Genomic DNA, 19,061 nt, shown 5'->3' with positions numbered 1-19,061 from the left:
CCGCCACGAACAGCCGCGTCGTGACGAAGAGTGTTGCGTCGTATCCGAAGCCCCCCGAAAACGGTTCAAATCCGACAACACGCATTACTGTACGGCAAATTCGCAGCTAAGCGCCAGTTGTTGTGTTTCGGAAAGATGAAGTTTGGGGGTCGAGACGACAAATGGCTGCCTCGACACGCCGGAAGTGGAGACCGCGAGGTCGATCGTCGTGCTCTCACCGGGCGCCAATTCGAGGCGGAACTGCGACAACGGGAAGTCGCCGTCGACAGCCGGCTGCACCGGAAGATCCGCGCCATCACGCTGAATTCCTTCGGTGTAGGACCCTGGCGGCGAGTACAGTGCCACCTTGAAGTTGAAGTTCCCCGGCACGACGCCGTACTTGCCGCCGCCGGTGATGTACTCGCTCAATGACGTCGCAGCATCCGCTGGAGCCGTGTTCGTAAATTTCAGACGCAATCCGAGGACCTGTCCTCCGGAACCGCATTGTGCTATCCCGCTCTCCGTCTGCACGTCGAGGTAGTAGCCCATCTTGCTGCCGGTCGCGTCGTTGATGTACACGCCGAAAGCGTCCGCCTGCTGCTCCTTCGTCGGGAGCATGTCGGTCAGGCTCGTCCCGGCGAGGAGCGTCTGCTCCTCCTCGGAGGCGTTCCAGACCAGCACCCGGCGCTCGTCGCCGGCCTTGGCGAGTGCCTCGACCAGCTTCGTGGCGTCGAAGTTGCCCGTGGAGATGCGGGTGAAGACGGCGGCCGATGCCGCAGCGAAGAACGCGTCCTGCTCCGCTCCTGCCGGATAGCGCTGGTAGACCTGGTTCAGCAGCAGGTCCGCGGCGTTCTCGGCAGTCAGCTGGTCCCCCGAGGGGAGGTCGATCGGTCCGGTTGCCGCCAGGAGGTAGCCGAGCGCCACGGGATCGATGCTGAGCACCCCGTCGACCCGCGTCCCGAACCGCTGGAACCACATCTCCGATGCGAGCTCGGAGGACAGGTCGAACCGCGGCGTGAGCGTCGTGTCCTGCAGGAATCGGCCGGTGATGTTGCCGTAGACGCCGGCGGTCTCCACTGGGAGCGGCAGGACCGGCTCCGGGAACCGTGGGAAGTCGGCGGTGGTCGCCTGCTGGACGAGCGAGATCCGACCTCCATCGGTCCCGATGAGCGCGAGCGCACCGGGGTTGCCGCCGCTCGCGCGTGGCTCGGCCGGGTTCTGGAACATGATCAGGTAGTTCCGCGGCCCATCGGCTCCGAGCATCGCCGGGAGGAGATCGATCGCGCGACGTGCTGCATCCACGGTGTCCGCGGTCTCCGTGAGCACCGGACCGAGCTGGTCGACGGCGGCCGACACCTGGCTGATCAGGGAGGACTGGTCGATGCCGCGGACGCGCTGGGCGGCGCCCTCCAGAGCGTCGTCGGCGGAACGGACGTCCTGCTGCGCGTCGATCATCGGCTGCAGCGGCACCGCTCCGTCGACCGGCTTGAAGAGGTCGGGGCGGAGGGAACCGGACAGGTTGACGAGCGGCGAGATGGCTCCGACGGCGACCTCATCGGTCGCACCGGCGAGGTTGCGCACGGCCGAGAGGTTCGGACCGATCCAGGGCACGATCTCCGCAGCGCGCCAGATGGGGTCGCTCGTCAGCGCCGCAGCCTCACGTGCATGCGAGGCCAGTTCTCGAGCGGTCTTCCCGGCGGCAGGAGCGTCTCCGGCGAGGACCTGCTCCCGGACCTGCTGGGCGAGGGGCACTGCGGCCTCCAGCTCCCCCTTCGCGAGGAACGCGCGAACACCGATCCAAGCGACAACGGCGAGGAGCAGCACGAGCACACCCGAGACGATGAGGGCCGTCCGGCGGCGGCGGGCGCGGAGGCGCTCAGGGTCTGCATTCTCCCGGCGGCGGGCACGCTTACGAGCATTCGTGCTTCGGCGACTCCGCGACGAGGATCGGGAGGAGCTTGAGGAGGATGAACGACGATTGTCGGGTTCGGGTGCCGGCATGGGGGTTATTCAATCACGACGCCGGTACCGCCGGTCACGGCGGTCAGGCCGAGAGCGAGGATCGAGGTGTTGAAAACGACGTGCGCGACGACCGCCGGGCCGAGCCGACCGGTCAGGATCGCCAAGCTGCCCGTGACGAGTCCGACGAGCAGGGTTCCTACGCCGACGACGATTGTCTGCGCCAAAGTGGTCACGACTAGCAGGTGCAGGACGGCGAAGAGCACGGCGCTGATCACGACGGCGATCCAACGGCCGCCGCGAAGGGTTCCGATCACGGAGGGCAGGACGAGGCCTCGGAAGAACAGCTCTTCGATGACCGGTGCGAGCGCGACGACGGCGAGTAAGGCGACGACGAAGAACACCACCTGATCGACCGTGCCCAGGGGGACGGCACCGCCGGCCGTCGCCGGCAGCCCGCCGTAGAACAGGATCTCGAGGGAGCTCGTGGCGATCCGGAGCAGGAATCCGGCGGCGGCACCCCACAAGAGGTCGATGGGTCGGATCCTCCAACGCACCGCTGACGACCCCGCCGCGCGCCAGCGGGGCACCAGGGCGACGACGAGCAGTGCCACCACGAGCGGCAACCAGACCAGTAGGTACCCATTCAGTGGGGAGAACGGACCGGCGATCCGGACGCCGGCGGGGAACGCTACGATGAGCGCCACCGTCGCTGCGAACCCGAACAGCGCAATGATGAGGCGCGATCGAGCGACGTGTTGATCATCGTGCGGAGTCGGTTCACCTGGGTTCGTCACGAGAGCAAACTACGGCAATCGACCATGTTCATGACACGGCCGCTCGGGAACAGGCGTCGGTTTATGGCAGCATGGCTCCCAACGCCCTGTTCGGGGCACGCCTTGGCAGCAGGGTGAACCGCTCTCCTCCTGATCGATCGGAAGCCACCGCGTGGAGCTCAGTGACTACCTCCGTATCCTCCGCAAGTACTGGGTCCTCATCCTTGCCCTCGCTCTGACGGGGTTGGCTGCCTCCGCGCTCTACTCCCTGTCGAGGACGCCGGAGTACAGCTCATCGGCGAAGGTCTTCGTCTCGACGCAGGCGACGGACAGCCTGTCCGAATTGAGCCAGGGCAACACCTACTCGCAACAGCGGGTCAAGACCTACGTGAATCTGGTGAGCACGCCGATCGTGCTGCAGCCCGTCATCGCGGCGCTCGAGCTGAACATGACCGCCGGCCAGTTGGCCGGTCAGGTGAGCGCCACCTCGACGGCCGACACGACGATCATCGAGATCACTGCGTCGAACGCCGACCCCGTCCTGGCCGCCGAACTCGCGAACACCACCGCAGAGAGCCTGACCGGTGTCGTGGCGAAGATCGAGAGCTCCGAGGACGGCGCCTCCAGCCCGGTCAAGCTCACCCGGGTGCAGGAAGCGAACGTCCCGACCCAGCCTGGAAGCCCGAACGTACCGCTCAACCTGATCATGGGGACGCTGCTCGGCGTGGCACTCGGGGTCGCGTTCGCAGTCCTGCGCACCACCCTCGACACGCGCATCCGCAACGAGCGCGACGTCGAGTCGGTGACCGACATCCCGCTCATGGGCGGCATCGCCTTCGACCCGAAGGCGAAGCAGCGCCCGCTCATCGTCCAGGCCGACCCGAAGAGCCCACGCGCGGAATCGTTCCGGAGCCTGCGCACCAACCTCCAGTTCCTCGACGTCAGCGACCAGCCCCGCAGCTACGTCATCACCTCCTCGATTCAGAGCGAGGGCAAGAGCACGACGGCCGCGAACCTCGCGATCGCCCTGGCGGATGCCGGTCACCGCGTGATCATCATCGACGCCGACATGCGTCGCCCGAAGCTCGCGTCGTACTTCGACCTCGAGGGTGCCGTCGGGCTCAGCGACGTCCTCATCCGCCGGGCGACGCTCGAGGACACCATGCAGCCCTGGGGCCGCGGCGCGCTCACGGTCCTCCCCGCGGGCGCGGTCCCGCCGAACCCGAGCGAGCTGCTCGGCTCGAGCGTGATGCAGAAGCTCATCACCGGTCTCGAGAAACAGTTCGACTACGTCCTCATCGACGCACCGCCGCTGCTCCCGGTCACCGACGGCGCCCTCCTGGCCCGCCACACGGGTGGCGCGCTCGTCGTCGTCGCCGCCGGCCGGACGCACAAGAACCAGCTCAAGGGTGCCCTCGAGTCCCTCGTCCACGTCAACGCCTCGGTGGCCGGTCTCGTCATGACCATGGTGCCGACCAAGGGGCCCGACGCGTATGGCTATGCGCGCTACGGGTACGGTGCCGGCTACGGCTACACCGAGGATGTGAAGGCGTGACCGACGGCACGACGACGACGGACACGCGTCCGTTCTCGATCCTGTTCGTCTGCACCGGCAACATCTGCCGGTCCGCGCTCGGTGCTCAGCTCCTGACCGCCCGACTCGACGAGGCAGGGGTCACCGCTGGCGGCCACCTCATCCGCGTGACGAGCGCTGGAACGGGTATGGAGCCTGAGCTCGTCATGCCGGCGGAGGTCGCCGAGCAGTCCCGCCGCTTCGGCGGAGACCCGAGCGGTCACGTCCCGCGCCAGCTGGACCGCGACATCGTCGCCGACGCCGATCTCATCCTCACGGCGACGAGAGCGCACCGCAGCGACGTCGCCCGACTGCTCCCCCGCGCCTCACGGGTCACGTTCACCGTGCCCCAGTTCGCTCGCCTCGTGGCCGAGACGGAACCGGCGACGGACCTGTGGGCACTCGTGGCGGAAGTGGCCGCCGAACGCGGGCTCGTGCCCCCGCCCGAGATCCCTGACGCCGACGACATCGAAGACCCCTATCGCCGCAGCACCGAGACGTATGAGCGGGTCGGCGAGCAGATCCGCGGCTTCATCGACGTCATCGCGCGTCACTTGGCGCAGTCGGGCGATCGACGGTGAGCACTAAACGCGGGCGCTCGACCTTCCGATCGGCGAAAGGCCCCTCCCGCTGGCGTGAGTCTCTGAGTTCCAGCCAGCGGGTGCTCATCCTCGTGGGCCTGGCCTTGTTCCTGATCGTCGACGTGATCCTCGTCGGACTCGCCCTCTCGGCGAATGATGCCCCGACAGCAGGACGCACACCGCGCCCCCTCGTCACCTTCAACACCACGCCGCAGCCGGCTGAACCCGGTGCTTCTGCCGAGCCGACGGCTGAACCGGCGGCGGATGGCAAGCGGTTCATCACGACCGTCGACGGTCAGACGCTGTGGCGTGCAACGGCCGGCGCCTGCGCATCAACGCCCGCGGTCGTCGAGCGGAGCGTCGACGCCGGCGTGACGTGGGCGCCGCTGGCGACGAGCACCTTCGACCTCCGGCAGGTCCTCACCCTGACGACCGGCGACGAGGGTGAACTCGAGATCATCGGTGCCACGGGCGACGCCTGCGCCGTCGGGGGCTTCTCCTCCGCCGATGCCGGTGACTCCTGGGCGCCGGACACCGCGCTGGCGGCCGAGGTCGGCTACCTGACTTCTGACGAGACCTCCGTCGTCGTGGCGGGCCAGGGCGTCGGGCTCCCCTGCCCATCCGTCGACGTCATCGACGCGACGGCGACGCGGACGGTCGCCGCCTGCGCAGCCGTCCTGGCTGAGTGGAATCCCGCCACCGGCTCGTGGGGCGCGTCCCCGTACGCCGGTGTGCACGGACTGGCAACCGACGGCGAGCGCCTCATGTTCGTCGCGCGTGGCGTGCCGGGCTGCAACGGTCTGGGTGCCCTCGTGACGAACGGTGCCCCCGCTCCGTTCGAGAATGCCTCGCTGGTCGGTTGTGCCGAGGGAGCGGACGTCACCGCTCCTGCTGCCCTCGCGATCGCGGGCACCGGGGCCTGGCTGTGGGTCGGCGACACCGTGCTTCGATCGACCGACGGCGGCGTCACCTGGGGTTAGGGTTTTCCCTACAGTTGTAGCTCAGGAACCCCGGCTGGGGGCCAATCGCTAAAAGGAGGACAGATGTCGGCTACCTCGACCGCTATCCTCGGCAACAGGATGGATACATCCGCGTATCGAACCACGAAGCTCTTCCCACGTCACCCGTAGTAATTACGTGTCCCACCACGGAGACCGCATGTTGTCGCAGCCTTCCGTGCCGCTGCCAACGACGCCTGCGAGCACTGCCCCCGACCCAGCTCGCCCTGTCGCGCGCGATTGGCGCCGCGTCTACGCGCGCCGACTCGCCGTCACCGACGCGATCGTCCTGATCTGGATCGTGTTCGGCACCCAGCTCTTCTGGTTCGACTTCGACCAGGAGACGACGTCGGTCGGCTTCGACATGACACGGGTGGTCGTCAATTACACGGCCATCTCGATCACGCTCATCATCGCCTGGCTCGTCACCCTCCGCATCTTCGGCACCCGCGAGTACCGGGTGGTCGGCAGTGGCAACGCGGAGTACCGGCTGATCGCTGATGCGAGCATCCGCCTGTTCGGCATCATCGCGATCATCGCCTTCCTCGTGAAGCTCGACCTGGCTCGCGGCTACTTCCTGCTCGCCTTCCCCCTCGGCATCCTCGTCCTCCTCCTCTCGCGGTGGATGTGGCGGCAGTGGCTGTCGGTGCAGCGCGCGCACGGGCGCTACGCATCCCTCGTCCTCCTCGTCGGCTCGGCCGAGTCCGCCGAGCACATCGCCAAGGAACTGACCCGCAACACCGATGCTGGCTACCGGGTGGTCGGCGCGTGTGTACCGACGGGCAAGATCGGTGGAACCCTCGGCGACACGGGCATCCCCGTGTCCGGCACGGTGGACACCGTCCTCGAGGCGATCGCGGTGACGCGCGCGGACACGGTCATCATCACCAGCTCCGACGAACTGACGCCGGTGCGCGTGCGCGAATTGAGCTGGAGCCTCGAGCCCGGACGCCAGCACCTCATCGTCGCGCCGAGCCTGACCGACGTCGGTGGCCCACGCATCCACACGCGACCGGTCGCCGGGCTGCCGCTCATCCACGTGGAGACCCCGCGATACGAGGGCCGGAAGCGGTTCTCGAAGCGTGCGTTCGACATCCTCGGTTCCGGTGCGATCCTCCTCGTGGCCTCGCCCATCCTGCTGGTGGTCGCCCTCCTCGTGAAGTTCACCAGCCCCGGTCCGGTCCTCTACCGGCAGGAGCGGATCGGCCTGAACGGCGAGCCGTTCCACATGCTCAAGTTCCGCTCCATGCGGGTGAACGCCGACGCCGAGCTCGCCGCGCTCCTCGAGCAGCAGGGCACCAGCGACCGCCCGCTCTTCAAGGTGCAGAACGACCCCCGCCTCACGCGGGTGGGCGCGACGCTCCGGAAGTTCTCGCTCGACGAGTTCCCGCAGCTCATCAACGTGTTCCGGGGCGACATGAGCCTCGTCGGCCCGCGCCCGCAGCGTGAGGGCGAGGTCGCGCTCTACGACTCGGCGGCCAAGCGTCGCCTCATCGTGCAACCCGGCATGACCGGCCTCTGGCAGGTCAGCGGCCGTTCCGCGCTCAGCTGGGAGGACGCGATCCGTCTCGACCTGTACTACGTCGAGAACTGGTCCCTCACGGGCGACGTCATCATCCTGTGGCGCACGATCCGGGCGGTCGTCGCGCCCGGCAAGGAAGCCCACTGATGGCGGGTCTCATCGTCCACGAGTGGATCGAACGCCACGGTGGCTCCGAGAACGTCGTCGACGCGATGGCCGCCGCCTATCCCGACGCCGACATCCACTGCCTCTGGAGCAACGCGCCGGACCGCTTCCCCGGCCACACGGTGAGCGAGTCCTGGCTTGCACGCACCCCGCTCCGCAAGAGCAAAGCGGCAGCCTTGCCGTTCATGCCCCTCACCTGGGCTCGGACCGACGTCTCGGACGCCGACTTCGTCCTCATCAGTTCGCACGCCTTCGCGCATCATGCCGGAGGACGACAGCCCGTCGACGGCCCCGAGCGCTTCGTCTACGTGCACACGCCGGCCCGCTACCTCTGGGCGCCGGAACTCGACGTCCGTGGTGGGAACCTCGCCGCTCGCGCCCTCGCACCGGCGCTGCGTCGGGTCGATCGCAAGCGCGCGCAGGACGGGGCGACCTTCGCCGCGAACAGCGACTACATCCGGCAGCGGATGGAACGGTCTTGGGGGGTCGAGGCCGAGGTCATCCACCCGCCTGTCCGCGTCGAGTACCTGCAGAGCGTCCCCTCGTGGGCCGATCGGTTGAGCACCGCGGACGCCTACCTGTTCTCGACGCTCCCGACGGACTACGTCCTCGGCGCCTCGCGATTCGTCGACTACAAGCGTCTCGACGTCGCGATCCGAGCCGGGGAACTGGCCGGGCTGCCGGTCGTCCTGGCGGGCGCCGGCCCGCAGCACGCCGAGTTGCAGGCCCTCGCAGACGCCGCCTCGGTGCCCGTCATCATCATGACGAGGCCGAGTGACGAGCTCCTCTTCGCACTGTACGAGGCCGCTTCCCTCCTCGTGTTCGCGGCGATCGAGGACTTCGGCATCATGCCGGTCGAGGCGATGGCGCTCGGCACCCCGGCGCTCGTGCTGTCCGAGGGCGGGGCTTCCGAGAGCGTGCTCGCCATCGACGGCGGGGTGGTCGTCGATGCGCTCGACGATGCGACGCTCCGCGAGGCCGTCGAGCGTGCACTGCTCGTCGACATGGCACCCGCGCAGGACCGGGTAAACGCCCTCTTCGGATCGGCCGCCTTCGCCACCAAGCTCACGAACTGGGTCGGACATCCCGTCTCCGCCAGTGGTACCGATCGGACCGTCGCCTCATGATCCTCGCCGACACCAGGTGGAGCGGCGTCCACGGCATCGGTCGCTATGCGTCCGAAGTACTCCCACGGCTGAGCGTCGAGTGGTCGGCGCTCGTGGTGGGCGGCAAGCCGTCGGACCCCCAGGACTTCCTGCGGGTGCGCCGCACGCCGGCCGGTGAGACCATCTACTCCCCCGGCTACAACGGATTCCTCGCGCGTTCGCCGCAGGTGGTCACGGTGCACGACCTCATCCACCTGCACCCGACCACCGGTCGCCGTGCCGTCTACCTCGCGCACTACTCGACCGTCCTGCGGCCGATCATCCGCCGCAACCGCCTGGTGCTCACCGTCTCCGAGACGTCGAAGCGCGCGATCGAGGAGTGGGTGGACGACGACCGCGTCCGTGTCGTGAACGCCGGCAACGGCTTGTCCGAGGCATTCCACCCAGGAGACGCACCGGCAGCAGCCCACGGCGCCCCCTACTTCCTCTACGTCGGGAACCTGCGAGCGCACAAGAACGTCGATGTGGTGTTCCGGGCCCTGGCGCGCGTTCCCGACGCGAGACTCGTCGTGGTCATGAACGACCGCGAGGGTGCGGTGCGTCGCGCGACCGAGCTCGGCGTCGCCGACCGGATCGAGGTGCGCAGCGGGCTGTCGGACCCGGAACTCGCCGAGCTGTACCGTGGCGCCGTTGCGACCGTCTTCCCGTCGCTCGTCGAAGGGTTCGGACTCCCCGCGGTCGAGAGCATCGCGTGCGGCACACCGGTGATCTTCTGGGAAGGCTGCGCGTCGATCGCCGAGATCTCGAGCGGGCAGGGGTTCCCGGTCGGTGACGCACACGACGACGTCGCGTGGGCCGCAGCGATGGAGCGCGCCCTGTCCGAACGGCCCAGCGCGGTTCCTCTCGCCGCTACCTATAGCTGGGACCGCACGGCCGAGCTCGTGTCCCGGACGCTGAAGGAACAGTCATGACGAAGCCCCTGACCATCGCGTTCGTCAGTCACACCGACGCCTCGGGAGCATTCCGAGTCGGCAGCCACCACCTGGCCCGGGAGCTGTCCCGGCTCGGTCACCGGGTCCTGCACCTCTCCACGCCGGTGTCCCTCGCCCACCGAGTCCTCAAGCGAGGGGAAGCGACGCGCGACGAGGCCTCGCGTCGCGGAATCACGACGGACGCGGATGGCGTCATGCACCTGGTTCCGCGGACGCTCGCCCCCGCTGGTGTCGCACCGCTCTCGTTCTCGCCGATCTTCACGAAGGCCTTCGGCACCTCCCGGATCGACCTCGCGTTCGTCGACCAGCCCACCCTCTGGTCGAGGGAGCTCAGGCGCCTGGTGACGACGGTCGTCTACCGCCCGACCGATCTCTACGAGAGCGGTGTCAAAGCACGATTCCAACGCGCGGCCGTCCTCGCCGCCGACCGGGTCGTCGCGACGTCCGGCGCCGTCCTCATGGCGCTCGACGTTCCGACCGCCACCCCCTCGCTGGTGCTGCCGAACGGCGTGGAACTCGACCGGTTCGCAGCGCTCGACGAGGTTCCCCGCCAGGACCGCGCGGTCTACATCGGTGCACTCGACGACCGGTTCGATTGGAACGCCGTCCGGGAGATGGCGGTCGAGACACCGAGCTGGACCTTCGACGTCTTCGGGCCTGGACGATCTCCTGAGGAGCGCCTGCCCGAGAACATCGTCCTGCACGGTGCGATCAGCTATGACGACATCCCGGCGATTCTCCGGCGCGCTCGTGTGGGGCTCCTGCCGCTGTCCGACGCCCCCGTGAACCGTGGGAGGAGCCCCATGAAGCTCTACGAATACCTGGCATCGGGTCTGACCGTGGTGACGCGCGCGACAGACGTCCTGGTCGACGAACCCGGGACCGGCATCATCTCCTATGGCCACGCGCGAACCGCGGCCGAAGCGCTGCTTGCAGCTACCGGTTCCTCCAGCCCGAACACCGACGGTATGGCCGCGGCTGCTGCGGCCGGCTGGGCCGGCAAGGCGCGCGAACTGATCGAGTTCACCGCGGGAGGGAATCGATGACCGCGACACTACCTCGCACCTCGGCCCCCGGCCGCGCGTCCAACGACCGTGCAGTAGCGTTGCCGGGGACGCCTGCCGGCGGGGACGGGAAGGAGAACGGCGTGATCAAACGGTTGCTCACGAACCCGCTCTTCTATCTGCTCGCCCCGGTCTTCGTGAGCGCTCTGGTGTGGTCGGTACCCGGCACCTCCAACCAGCTTCGGGGATTCGATCAGCGAGCCGAGGGATCGTTCGAGGGCTGGGTGCTCCTCTGCTGCTTCTACCTGGTCGCCGCCACCCTGGTGTGGATCGGGTTCCGCCTCGGTGTCATGGCCGGACCGAGCGAGCGACTCGTCGAAGCCGCCAGCACCGAGCGGTTCGACCGGCGCTTCTCGTTGACGCTCACCGTCTTCGCCACCATTGGAGTCCTCTACTCCGTCTACCTGGTCCAGCAGCAGACCAACATCTTCGACGCGCTTTCCGCCACGCAGGGGAACCAGTTGAAGGAATCCATCGGGGGATCCGCGGGCATCGCGACCTTGCGATACACCGCCGCCATCGCTGCGCCGGTCGCCCTCTACGTGTGGCGGTTCAGGCACGGGAGGGCGAGTCTGGCCATCTGGAACGTCCTCCTCCTCGTCATGAGTGCACTGTTCTCGAGTCGGCTGTCCTTCATCATGGCCGTCGTCGTCTTGATCTTCATCGTGATCACGCTGCGACGTGACATCAAGTTCAAGGCAGTACCGCTCGCGCTCGCCGGCGCCGCGATCTTCGGTGCGCTCGTCGCATTCAACTACTACCGCAACGCCGGGTTCTACGAGAATCTCGGGATCACGGACCCGGTGTCCATGAACTTCTACCAGGTGGCCGCCTACCTGGGGGCACCGTTCCAAGCGTCGCTCGGCGTCGCGGACGGGATCGCGAACGGCGGTTTCACCAAATCCGTCGACGTCGTGTCCGCAGCGGCAATCGTCGTGCCGACGTTCCTGCGTCCGGAGCGCTTCGGCTCGTTCGGATCCTTCGACAGCTTCGTGCAGGTCGCTCCGAACCTGACGACGAACTCTGCGTTTGCAGACACGTACGCCGACTACGGATGGTGGGGGTTGTTCTATGTCCTCGCGACCGTGTTCCTCGCCAGTGCCCTCGCGGGCTACGCATCCCGCTTCCGCTCGCTGGTCATCGTCGCCGGCGCGGTCGTGGCGTACGGGCTGGCGGAGATGTGGCGGATCTTCCTCTTCCCTCAGGGTCTCGTGCTGTATCTCCTCATCGCGGTGCTGGCCGCGACCCTGTTCGGTCTGATCGGCAGCTCGCCCCGCGTCGATGCGCGCATCGTGACGAAGGGCTCGTACCAACTTGCGCGATAGCAGGAAGGGGCGTCCGGCCGACGCCGCTGCAGCCCGAGACGTGCCGAATCCCTCCGGAACGACGGCCCCGCGGGCCACGACAGTGATGCTGTCAGTGCGTGAGTCCGCCACCAAGATCAACCCGTTCGTCACCATGTTGGTCGATGCTCTGCGAGCGGACCCGTCCGTGACCGTCGAGTTCTTCTCCTGGCCTCGGGCACTGACGACACGGTACGACGTGTTCCACATCCATTGGCCGGAGGCGGTCACGCGCGGGCCGAGCCGGCTGCGGCGTGCGACGTCCCTGCTGCTCAGCGTGCTCCTGCTCGCCAAACTGCGCTTCAGCCGCACGCGCATCGTGCGGACCGCGCACAATCTCGCCCCGCACGAGTCGGGTTGGCCCGGCGAACGACTCATCCTGAAGGCGTTCGACCGGTCGACGACCGCCTGGATCACGATGAACGCACACACGCCGCTGCCGGTGGGGTCGCGGCAGTACGTCATTCCACACGGTCACTACCGCGACTGGTATCTGGTTCCGGAGCACGCACCGGAGCACGGACCGGAACTCCTGTACTTCGGACTCGTCCGCTCGTACAAGGGCGTCGACACGCTCGCCGCCGCGTTCTCGCATGCCGATGACCTCGCCGACCACCGCCTCCGTATCCTCGGGAAACCCGACCCATCGGGCATCTCCGCAGTCCTGCAACAACTGATCGACGCGAATCCCCGTATCGAGCCGGACTTCCGCTACGTGCCCGACACGGAGCTGGCCGCAGCCATCGCCAGAGCCAGACTGGTCGTCCTCCCGTACAAGAACATGCACAACAGCGGTGCTGTGCTCCTCGCGTTGTCGCTCAACACCCCCGTGCTGATCCCGTCGAATCCGATCACGCACGACCTGCGGACCGAGTTCGGCAGCAGCTTCGTCAAGCTCTTCGAGGGTGAGCTCACGAGTGACGCACTGTCCGCTGCCGTCGCCGAACTCCCGGCGGACGGTCTCGAAGGCGATGTCGACATGACGTCTCGCGACTGGACGTCGATCGCCCGATCCCACGCGAACGTGTACCGGGAGGTCAGCACATGGTGACGGAGAACGTCTACGGCGTCGCAGTCGAACACTGGAACCCGTTCGTCCCGAGGTTCTCGGGCAGAATCGGTTCACGTCTCCCGTTCGGGCGACGTCGGAACAACTTCGGCGATCTCCTCGGGCCGGTCATCGTGAAGCGGCTGCTGGAACAGTCGGTCGCGGATCCGACCGCGCTGGCCACCGTTTCTGCGACACCCCATCGTCTGGTGGCGGTCGGCTCCATCCTGCACTTCGCGCACGCCGGCGACACGATCTGGGGCAGCGGCGTCAACGGCAAGATGCCGGAGTCCAAGCACACCTTCGATCGGCTCGACATCAGAGCCGTCCGAGGACCGAAGACGTTCGATTTCCTCGAGGCCCGCGGCCTGCAGCCGACACGCGTGTTCGGCGATCCAGGCCTTCTGGTCCCACGCGTGTTCGACCATCTGCCTTCCATCTCCGAGCAGAAGCAGCACTCGTTGACGATCGTGCCGAACCTGCACGACCACCCGGCATGGGCCGCGCACCCGGAAACCATCGACCCCACGGGTGACCTCGTGTCCATTCTCGAGCGCATCGCTCGGAGCGAGCGGGTCGTCGGCTCCTCGTTGCACGGTCTGGTCGTCGCGGAGAGTCTCGGCATCCCGGCGACGCTCATCGCCCCCACCGCCGAGTCGATGTTCAAGTATGAGGACTACTACGGCGGAACGGGACGGAACTCGTTCCCGATCGCCCGCGATCTGCAGGGTGCGCTGGCACAGACCCCAGACCCCATCGAGTGGGACGCACAGCCACTCATCGACGCCTTCCCATCCGACCTGTGGTCTGGCATCACGCTCTCCGGCCCGACGAAACGCTAGGACCGCTCATGCACTCCCTTGTCGCCATCGCCAGCTTCCGCAGACCCGATGATCTCAGGACCCTCCTCGAATCGCTGCTGGACCCGGCCAACGCCTCGGAACACACGATGGACATCCTGGTCGTCGACAACGACCCGGCGGGTTCGGCCGAGGCCACGGTGGAGTCCTTCCCATCGGTTCGGTACGTCCTCGAGTCTCAGCCCGGTATCGCCGAGGCGCGGAACCGCTCACTCGACGTGTTCCTGGACGCTGATGGTTCGTACGACGCGATCATCTTCGTCGACGACGACGAGTTCGTCGGAGCCGGGTGGTACACCGAACTGGCCGATGCTGCCCAGCGATCGACAGCAGGCGTGGTGACCGGCCCGGTCATCTCGATCTTCCCCGAGAACACCCCTCGCTGGATCACTCGCGGCGGGTTCATGCAACGTGCGGGACATCGGGACGGCGAGCGCCTGACCGCCGCCGCGACCAACAACACCTTGCTCAAGTGGGCGGATTGGCAGCGGGCAGGGGCGCCGCGCTTCGATCGATCATTCTCGTCCACCGGGGGCAGCGACGCACGCTTGTTCGCCGACCTGATCCGCGAGGGCGTGGGCATCGAGTACTGCCAACAGGCAGAGGTGTTCGAACCGGTACCGCTCGACCGGATGACGTTCCGATGGGTGTCCCGCCGGGCGTTCCGGAACGGCGTGGTCCTGGCACGGATCGGTGTGACGAAGCGCGGAGCTGCACTGACATTCGCGCAGGGTGGGTACCTCGCGGCTAGTGGGCTCGCGTTCGGCCTCGTCGACCTCGTCCGCGTCCGCGGGCTCCACGCCCGTTCGTTCAACCGGTTCCTCAACGGCGTCGGTGCGATGTCCTCGTTCTTCGGCGCGCGAGTGCACGAGTACCAGCGGGCGTGACGCCGGCTTCGTCGTCGATCGGGACATACCTCCTGCTCCGCTGCCCCTGGTGAGCGGTCCGCGTCTACGCTGTCCAGAACGCGATCGTCACGTTCATCGGGCGTAGCCGTTCGCCAACGGGGAGGTCGACGTGATGGAACAGGGTGGCGAGCGAGGCACCGCGGACGCAGCAGGGGATGCAACCGGCGACGAAGCCGTCACGTCGAGCCGCAAACGCCCCGCGTCCCGCCGTGACTTCTTCCGCGCGGCGGGCTTCGGCGTCGCCGGCCTCGCGGCGGGCGGTGCGGTCGCCGGGGGCATCGCAGCCGCTACGGCCGCCGACCCGCAGGAGGATTACGGCTTCACCCCGCTCCCGAAGCGCAGCGAACCGGGGTTCGACCATGTGGTGGTCGTGATGTTCGAGAACCGCTCCTTCGACCACATGCTCGGGTGGCTCTACCCCGCGGGTGGTGAGCCGGCCGGACAGACCTTCGACGGCCTCGCGCAGGGCGACTACAGCAATCCCGGCGAGGCGGGTGAAGCGGTCCCGGCCCACGTCTACAACGGGCCGACGGATCAGATCATGGCGCAGCCCGACCCGGACCCGGGCGAGTTCTACCCGCACGTCAACACCCAGCTGTTCGGCACGCTCGATCCCGAGAGCAACGGCGACCTCCGCAACCCGCTGCAGCCACCGTGGAACCTCCCGGCCGACACCTCCTCCCCCAAGAACGACGGCTTCGTGAAGGACTACATCGTCAACTCGACGCTCGCCCGCGGCCGCAAACCCACGCCCGAGGAGTATGCGGTGGTGATGGGCGGCTTCTCCCCCGAGATGTTGCCGGTGCTCTCCACCCTCGCGAAGCACTTCGGCGTGTACGACCACTGGTACGCGGCGGTCCCGTCGCAGACGTTCTGCAACCGTTCCTTCTTCCACGCGAGCACGTCCCACGGCTACGTCACGAACATCGAGGGCGACGGCATCGGCAAGTGGTTGAGCGCCCCCGCCGTACCGACCGTGTTCAACCGGCTCGAGGAGGCCGGGAAGACGTGGCGGGTCTACTACGACGCGCAGCAGGTCGTCTCGCTCACCGGCCTGCTCAGTGCCCCATCGATCGAGCAGTACTGGAAGAGCAACTTCCGCAGCATGGAGCAGTTCCACGAGGACGCGGCGAACGGCGACCTGCCCGACTACGCGTTCGTCGAGCCGCGCATGGTGTTCGACCACAACGACATGCACCCGCCGGTCGTGCGGCCCGACAACCCTGGTCGGGACGACGTCGATCCGGAACTCGACTCCGCCTACTCCGACATGCGTGCCGGCGAGCAACTGCTCGGCGAGGTCTACACCGCGGTCAAAGACGGGGCGTCGACCACCGGTTCGAACGCGATGAACACGGTTTTGCTCGTCACCTTCGATGAACACGGCGGTATCTACGACCACGTCGCCCCACCGAAGGCGATGCCGCCGTCCGGCGAGCCCGAGGCCGGCGAGATGGGGTTCGGCTTCGACCGATTGGGCCTCCGCGTGCCCACCATCGTCGTCTCGGCGTACACGAAGGCTGGCAGCGTCATCAACGACGAGATGCACCACGGCTCTCTCATGAAGACGCTCGCCGAGCTGCACGGCCTCGACCCGCTGACCGAACGCGACCGGACCGCCACGAGCATCTTCAACGCCGTGAACCTCACGACGCCGCGGCAGCCCGTCCTGTGGCCGACGGTGACGCCCGCCTATGTGCCGCCGAACCCCGAGGCGAACGCGCGCGCCGATCGGGAGAAGGACCGCCAACGTCCGCTGACGCCTCCAGCGCTCGGCCTCATCGGCATCCTCCTCGCGAAGTACGAGCCCGGCGCTCCACTCCCCGACAACTATGCCGACGCCTACGCAGTCCTGATGAAGCACGGGGACGGGTTGTTCGGCACGCGGGACTGAAGCCGCTCCGGCGAACGACTCCCCCGGCCGCTACACTCGACCAACGGACGACACCACGGGGGTTCGGTGCCATCTGCACTGGGGAATGAACGCGTCGACACCAAGACGCCTCGCAAGGGTTTCCGAGCGGACATCGAAGGCCTCCGCGCCTTCGCCGTCATCCTCGTCGTCCTCGACCACCTCTTCCGTTGGCCCACCGGCGGATTCATCGGCGTCGACGTGTTCTACGTGCTGTCCGGCTTCCTCATCACGGGCATTCTGCTTCGAGAACACGCGTCATCCGGATGGATCTCCTTCTCGGCGTTCTACGCCCGCCGGGTCAAGCGGATCCTCCCGGCCGCGGTCACGGTACTCGTCGTCACCGTCGTCGCCTCATACCTGCTGTTGCAGCGCGCCCGCGCGGATCAGATTCTCGTCGACGCCTTCTCGGCACTGACCTTCACTGCGAACTGGCACTTCATCCGCACCGGTACGGACTACCTGCAAGCGGACGGCCCGGTCTCGCCCGTGCAGCACTACTGGTCGCTGTCGGTCGAAGAGCAGTTCTACGTCGTCTGGCCCGCGCTGATGCTCCTGCTCCTCGCGCTCGCCGCCCGTTGGCTGACGACTCGACGCACCCCCATGATCCTCGCCGTCATCGCGGCGGTGACGGTCCTGTCGCTGGCGTGGTCCGTGTGGAGCACCGCGCAGAACCCGACGGAAGCCTATTTCGACACCTTCGGCAGGGTGTGGGAACTGAGCGCTGGCGCCCTGCTGGCGATCGCTCTGCCATTCCTCCGTTCGATGACGCCACGACTCGGGACGGTCCTGTCGTGGTTCGGGCTCATCGCCCTGGTGGCCGGCGCACTCCTGATCACCACCAGCACACCGTTCCCAGGACCGTGGGCACTCGTCCCGGTCCTGGCCACGATCCTGATCATCATCGGCGGCACGGGCACCCCGGGGATCATCGCACTCACCAATCGGCCGACCCGGTACATCGGACGCATCTCCTACTCTCTCTACCTGTGGCACTTCCCGGTCATCATCTTCACCGAGGCCCTGCTTCCCACCGCACCCGTCGCCGCAGTCGTGGTCTCGCTGGTCGCGATGTTCGTGCTGTCCGCCCTCTCCTACCACCTCGTCGAACGACCGGTCATGGCGTCGAGCTGGCTGCGGCACCGCCTAGGTGCCCCGGTCCGTCGCCGACGGCAGCTGGTCGGCGCAGCGGTGGTCGCCCTGGTCGTGGTCGGCCTGTCCGCTGCCCAGGTCAAGGGGCCTGCTGTGGTGGCCGACGGCCCCAGACTGCGCGCCGCGCTGCACCTCGACCAGACCGGTGCGGTCTCCCATGACGCGTGGAACTCGGCAGCGGAGCTGGCCGCTGATGTGCACACGGCAGCTTCCGCGACGGAGTGGCCCACGCTCAGCCCGGCCCTCGGCGACATCGGTACAGGCCTCGCCGCTCCACAGATGGACGAGCAGTCGGGCTGTCGGAACGAGGTGCAGGCCAGAGGCAAGCCGTCCGTCTGCACCAGCGGACCCGCCGACGCCGACCGGGTCGTCCTCGTGCTCGGCGACTCCATCGCCGTCAGCTGGCTACCGGGGATCCAGGCCGCAGCCGACGCGGACACCAGAGTCGTCGGTCTCGGATACGCCTCATGCCCCCTGATCGACGCCCTGCTCGACGACGGCGGTTCGGCGTCGTGGACGACGGCATGCGCGGCCGCGAATCAGCAGATGCTCGACTACGCCGCGGAACTCCAGCCCGACGAGATCATCGTGTCGAGCAGCGGATCGGCCATGAACCGTCTCGCCAGCGGCGCCAGCGGGGACGATGCCGGCCGGGAGTGGGAAGCGGCCACGCTGTCGACGGCTCGCACCCTGGACCGACTCGCCCCGGCCGTCACCTTTCTGACGAACACCCCCGCCGGCGCGGATCCGATCGAATGCATCACGGCCGTCGCAAGCCCACAAGCGTGCACGGTGACCATCTCCGACTCGTGGCGGATGAAGGCGACTGCGGAACGACAGGCGGTCGAGAGTCTGCCGTCGGATGCCGGAGTCAGGTTCGTGGATTCGAGCGCCTGGGTCTGCGATGACGACGGCACATGCCCGTTGTTCGTCGGCACCACCCCGGTCCGGTTCGACTACTTCCACCTGACGGCCCAATTCAGCGGCGCCCTCGGGCCGGTTCTGCGCGAGGCGTTCCGTTGGGATGCGGTCCCAGCCACGCCGTAGGTACTCGAGCCCGGGCCTGCGTATCCCGCGGGCGTGGGTGGTGAGCACGTCCGTCAACCGGGCGGGCCTGCCGAGG

15 protein-coding genes are annotated in these 19,061 nt (G+C 67.7%); 13 read left to right on the top strand and 2 right to left on the bottom strand.

What is annotated here, in order from left to right:
• Positions 1-84 precede the first annotated feature (84 nt).
• Positions 85-1,809, bottom strand: coding sequence for a DUF4012 domain-containing protein (locus tag QRN26_RS15370; RefSeq protein WP_285037441.1), 1,725 nt, complete (start codon positions 1,807-1,809; stop codon positions 85-87).
• A gap of 176 nt (positions 1,810-1,985) precedes the next feature.
• On the bottom strand, positions 1,986-2,645 hold the full coding sequence (locus QRN26_RS15365; RefSeq protein ID WP_285037440.1) for a CPBP family intramembrane glutamic endopeptidase: 660 nt from the start codon (positions 2,643-2,645) through the stop codon (positions 1,986-1,988).
• Positions 2,646-2,886: 241 nt separating this feature from the next.
• On the opposite strand from QRN26_RS15365, the gene QRN26_RS15360 reads away from it, so the two are divergent.
• The 13 genes from QRN26_RS15360 (at position 2,887) to QRN26_RS15300 (ending at position 18,985) form a co-directional block, all read left to right on the top strand.
• Complete coding sequence (locus QRN26_RS15360) at positions 2,887-4,269, top strand: tyrosine-protein kinase domain-containing protein (RefSeq protein WP_285037439.1); 1,383 nt, start codon at positions 2,887-2,889, stop codon at positions 4,267-4,269.
• Entirely contained in the window at positions 4,266-4,868 is a 603-nt protein-coding gene (locus QRN26_RS15355; RefSeq protein ID WP_285037438.1) for an arsenate reductase/protein-tyrosine-phosphatase family protein, read from the top strand. Before QRN26_RS15360 ends, QRN26_RS15355 begins: the two co-directional genes overlap by 4 nt.
• An 80-nt stretch (positions 4,869-4,948) precedes the next feature.
• Entirely contained in the window at positions 4,949-5,848 is a 900-nt protein-coding gene (locus tag QRN26_RS15350; RefSeq protein ID WP_285037437.1) for a hypothetical protein, read from the top strand.
• Positions 5,849-6,026: 178 nt separating this feature from the next.
• On the top strand, positions 6,027-7,535 hold the full coding sequence (locus QRN26_RS15345; RefSeq protein WP_285037436.1) for a sugar transferase: 1,509 nt from the start codon (positions 6,027-6,029) through the stop codon (positions 7,533-7,535).
• Positions 7,535-8,680 (top strand): glycosyltransferase, encoded by a 1,146-nt coding sequence (locus tag QRN26_RS15340; protein WP_285037435.1) that lies wholly within the window; start codon positions 7,535-7,537, stop codon positions 8,678-8,680. Before QRN26_RS15345 ends, QRN26_RS15340 begins: the two co-directional genes overlap by 1 nt.
• Positions 8,677-9,630 (top strand): glycosyltransferase family 4 protein, encoded by a 954-nt coding sequence (locus QRN26_RS15335; protein WP_285037434.1) that lies wholly within the window; start codon positions 8,677-8,679, stop codon positions 9,628-9,630. The genes QRN26_RS15340 and QRN26_RS15335 overlap by 4 nt, the downstream gene beginning before the upstream one ends.
• The gene (locus QRN26_RS15330) at positions 9,627-10,697 is read left to right on the top strand and encodes a glycosyltransferase (RefSeq protein WP_285037433.1); all 1,071 of its coding nucleotides are present in this window, start codon (positions 9,627-9,629) and stop codon (positions 10,695-10,697) included. Before QRN26_RS15335 ends, QRN26_RS15330 begins: the two co-directional genes overlap by 4 nt.
• Before the next feature lie 101 nt (positions 10,698-10,798).
• Positions 10,799-12,040: an O-antigen polymerase gene (locus tag QRN26_RS15325; protein ID WP_285037432.1), complete on the top strand. Its 1,242-nt coding sequence runs from the start codon at positions 10,799-10,801 to the stop codon at positions 12,038-12,040.
• Positions 12,041-12,134: 94 nt separating this feature from the next.
• Positions 12,135-13,109 carry a glycosyltransferase gene (locus QRN26_RS15320; RefSeq protein WP_285037431.1) on the top strand — a complete coding sequence of 325 codons (975 nt, stop codon included), beginning with the start codon at positions 12,135-12,137 and terminating at the stop codon, positions 13,107-13,109.
• Positions 13,103-13,948 carry a polysaccharide pyruvyl transferase family protein gene (locus tag QRN26_RS15315; RefSeq protein ID WP_285037430.1) on the top strand — a complete coding sequence of 282 codons (846 nt, stop codon included), beginning with the start codon at positions 13,103-13,105 and terminating at the stop codon, positions 13,946-13,948. Before QRN26_RS15320 ends, QRN26_RS15315 begins: the two co-directional genes overlap by 7 nt.
• Before the next feature lie 8 nt (positions 13,949-13,956).
• Complete coding sequence (locus QRN26_RS15310) at positions 13,957-14,853, top strand: glycosyltransferase family 2 protein (RefSeq protein ID WP_285037429.1); 897 nt, start codon at positions 13,957-13,959, stop codon at positions 14,851-14,853.
• A gap of 133 nt (positions 14,854-14,986) precedes the next feature.
• The gene (locus QRN26_RS15305; RefSeq protein WP_285037498.1) at positions 14,987-16,768 is read left to right on the top strand and encodes an alkaline phosphatase family protein; all 1,782 of its coding nucleotides are present in this window, start codon (positions 14,987-14,989) and stop codon (positions 16,766-16,768) included.
• Between the two features lie 66 nt (positions 16,769-16,834).
• Positions 16,835-18,985: an acyltransferase family protein gene (locus tag QRN26_RS15300; protein ID WP_285037428.1), complete on the top strand. Its 2,151-nt coding sequence runs from the start codon at positions 16,835-16,837 to the stop codon at positions 18,983-18,985.
• The last annotated feature ends 76 nt before the right edge of the window (positions 18,986-19,061 follow it).

Source organism: Plantibacter sp. ME-Dv--P-095 (assembly GCF_030209365.1).
GTDB lineage: Bacteria > Actinomycetota > Actinomycetes > Actinomycetales > Microbacteriaceae > Plantibacter.
This window is presented reverse-complemented; position numbering and strand designations above follow the sequence as displayed.

Excerpts from the sequence above, each read along its gene's own strand:
- QRN26_RS15345 (WP_285037436.1), top strand. The coding sequence starts at position 6,027 with ATGTTGTCGCAGCCTTCCGTGCCGCTGCCAACGACGCCTGCGAGCACT.
- QRN26_RS15340 (WP_285037435.1), top strand. The coding sequence starts at position 7,535 with ATGGCGGGTCTCATCGTCCACGAGTGGATCGAACGCCACGGTGGCTCC.
- QRN26_RS15335 (WP_285037434.1), top strand. The coding sequence starts at position 8,677 with ATGATCCTCGCCGACACCAGGTGGAGCGGCGTCCACGGCATCGGTCGC.
- QRN26_RS15330 (WP_285037433.1), top strand. The coding sequence starts at position 9,627 with ATGACGAAGCCCCTGACCATCGCGTTCGTCAGTCACACCGACGCCTCG.
- QRN26_RS15315 (WP_285037430.1), top strand. The coding sequence starts at position 13,103 with ATGGTGACGGAGAACGTCTACGGCGTCGCAGTCGAACACTGGAACCCG.
- QRN26_RS15310 (WP_285037429.1), top strand. The coding sequence starts at position 13,957 with ATGCACTCCCTTGTCGCCATCGCCAGCTTCCGCAGACCCGATGATCTC.
- QRN26_RS15305 (WP_285037498.1), top strand. The coding sequence starts at position 14,987 with ATGGAACAGGGTGGCGAGCGAGGCACCGCGGACGCAGCAGGGGATGCA.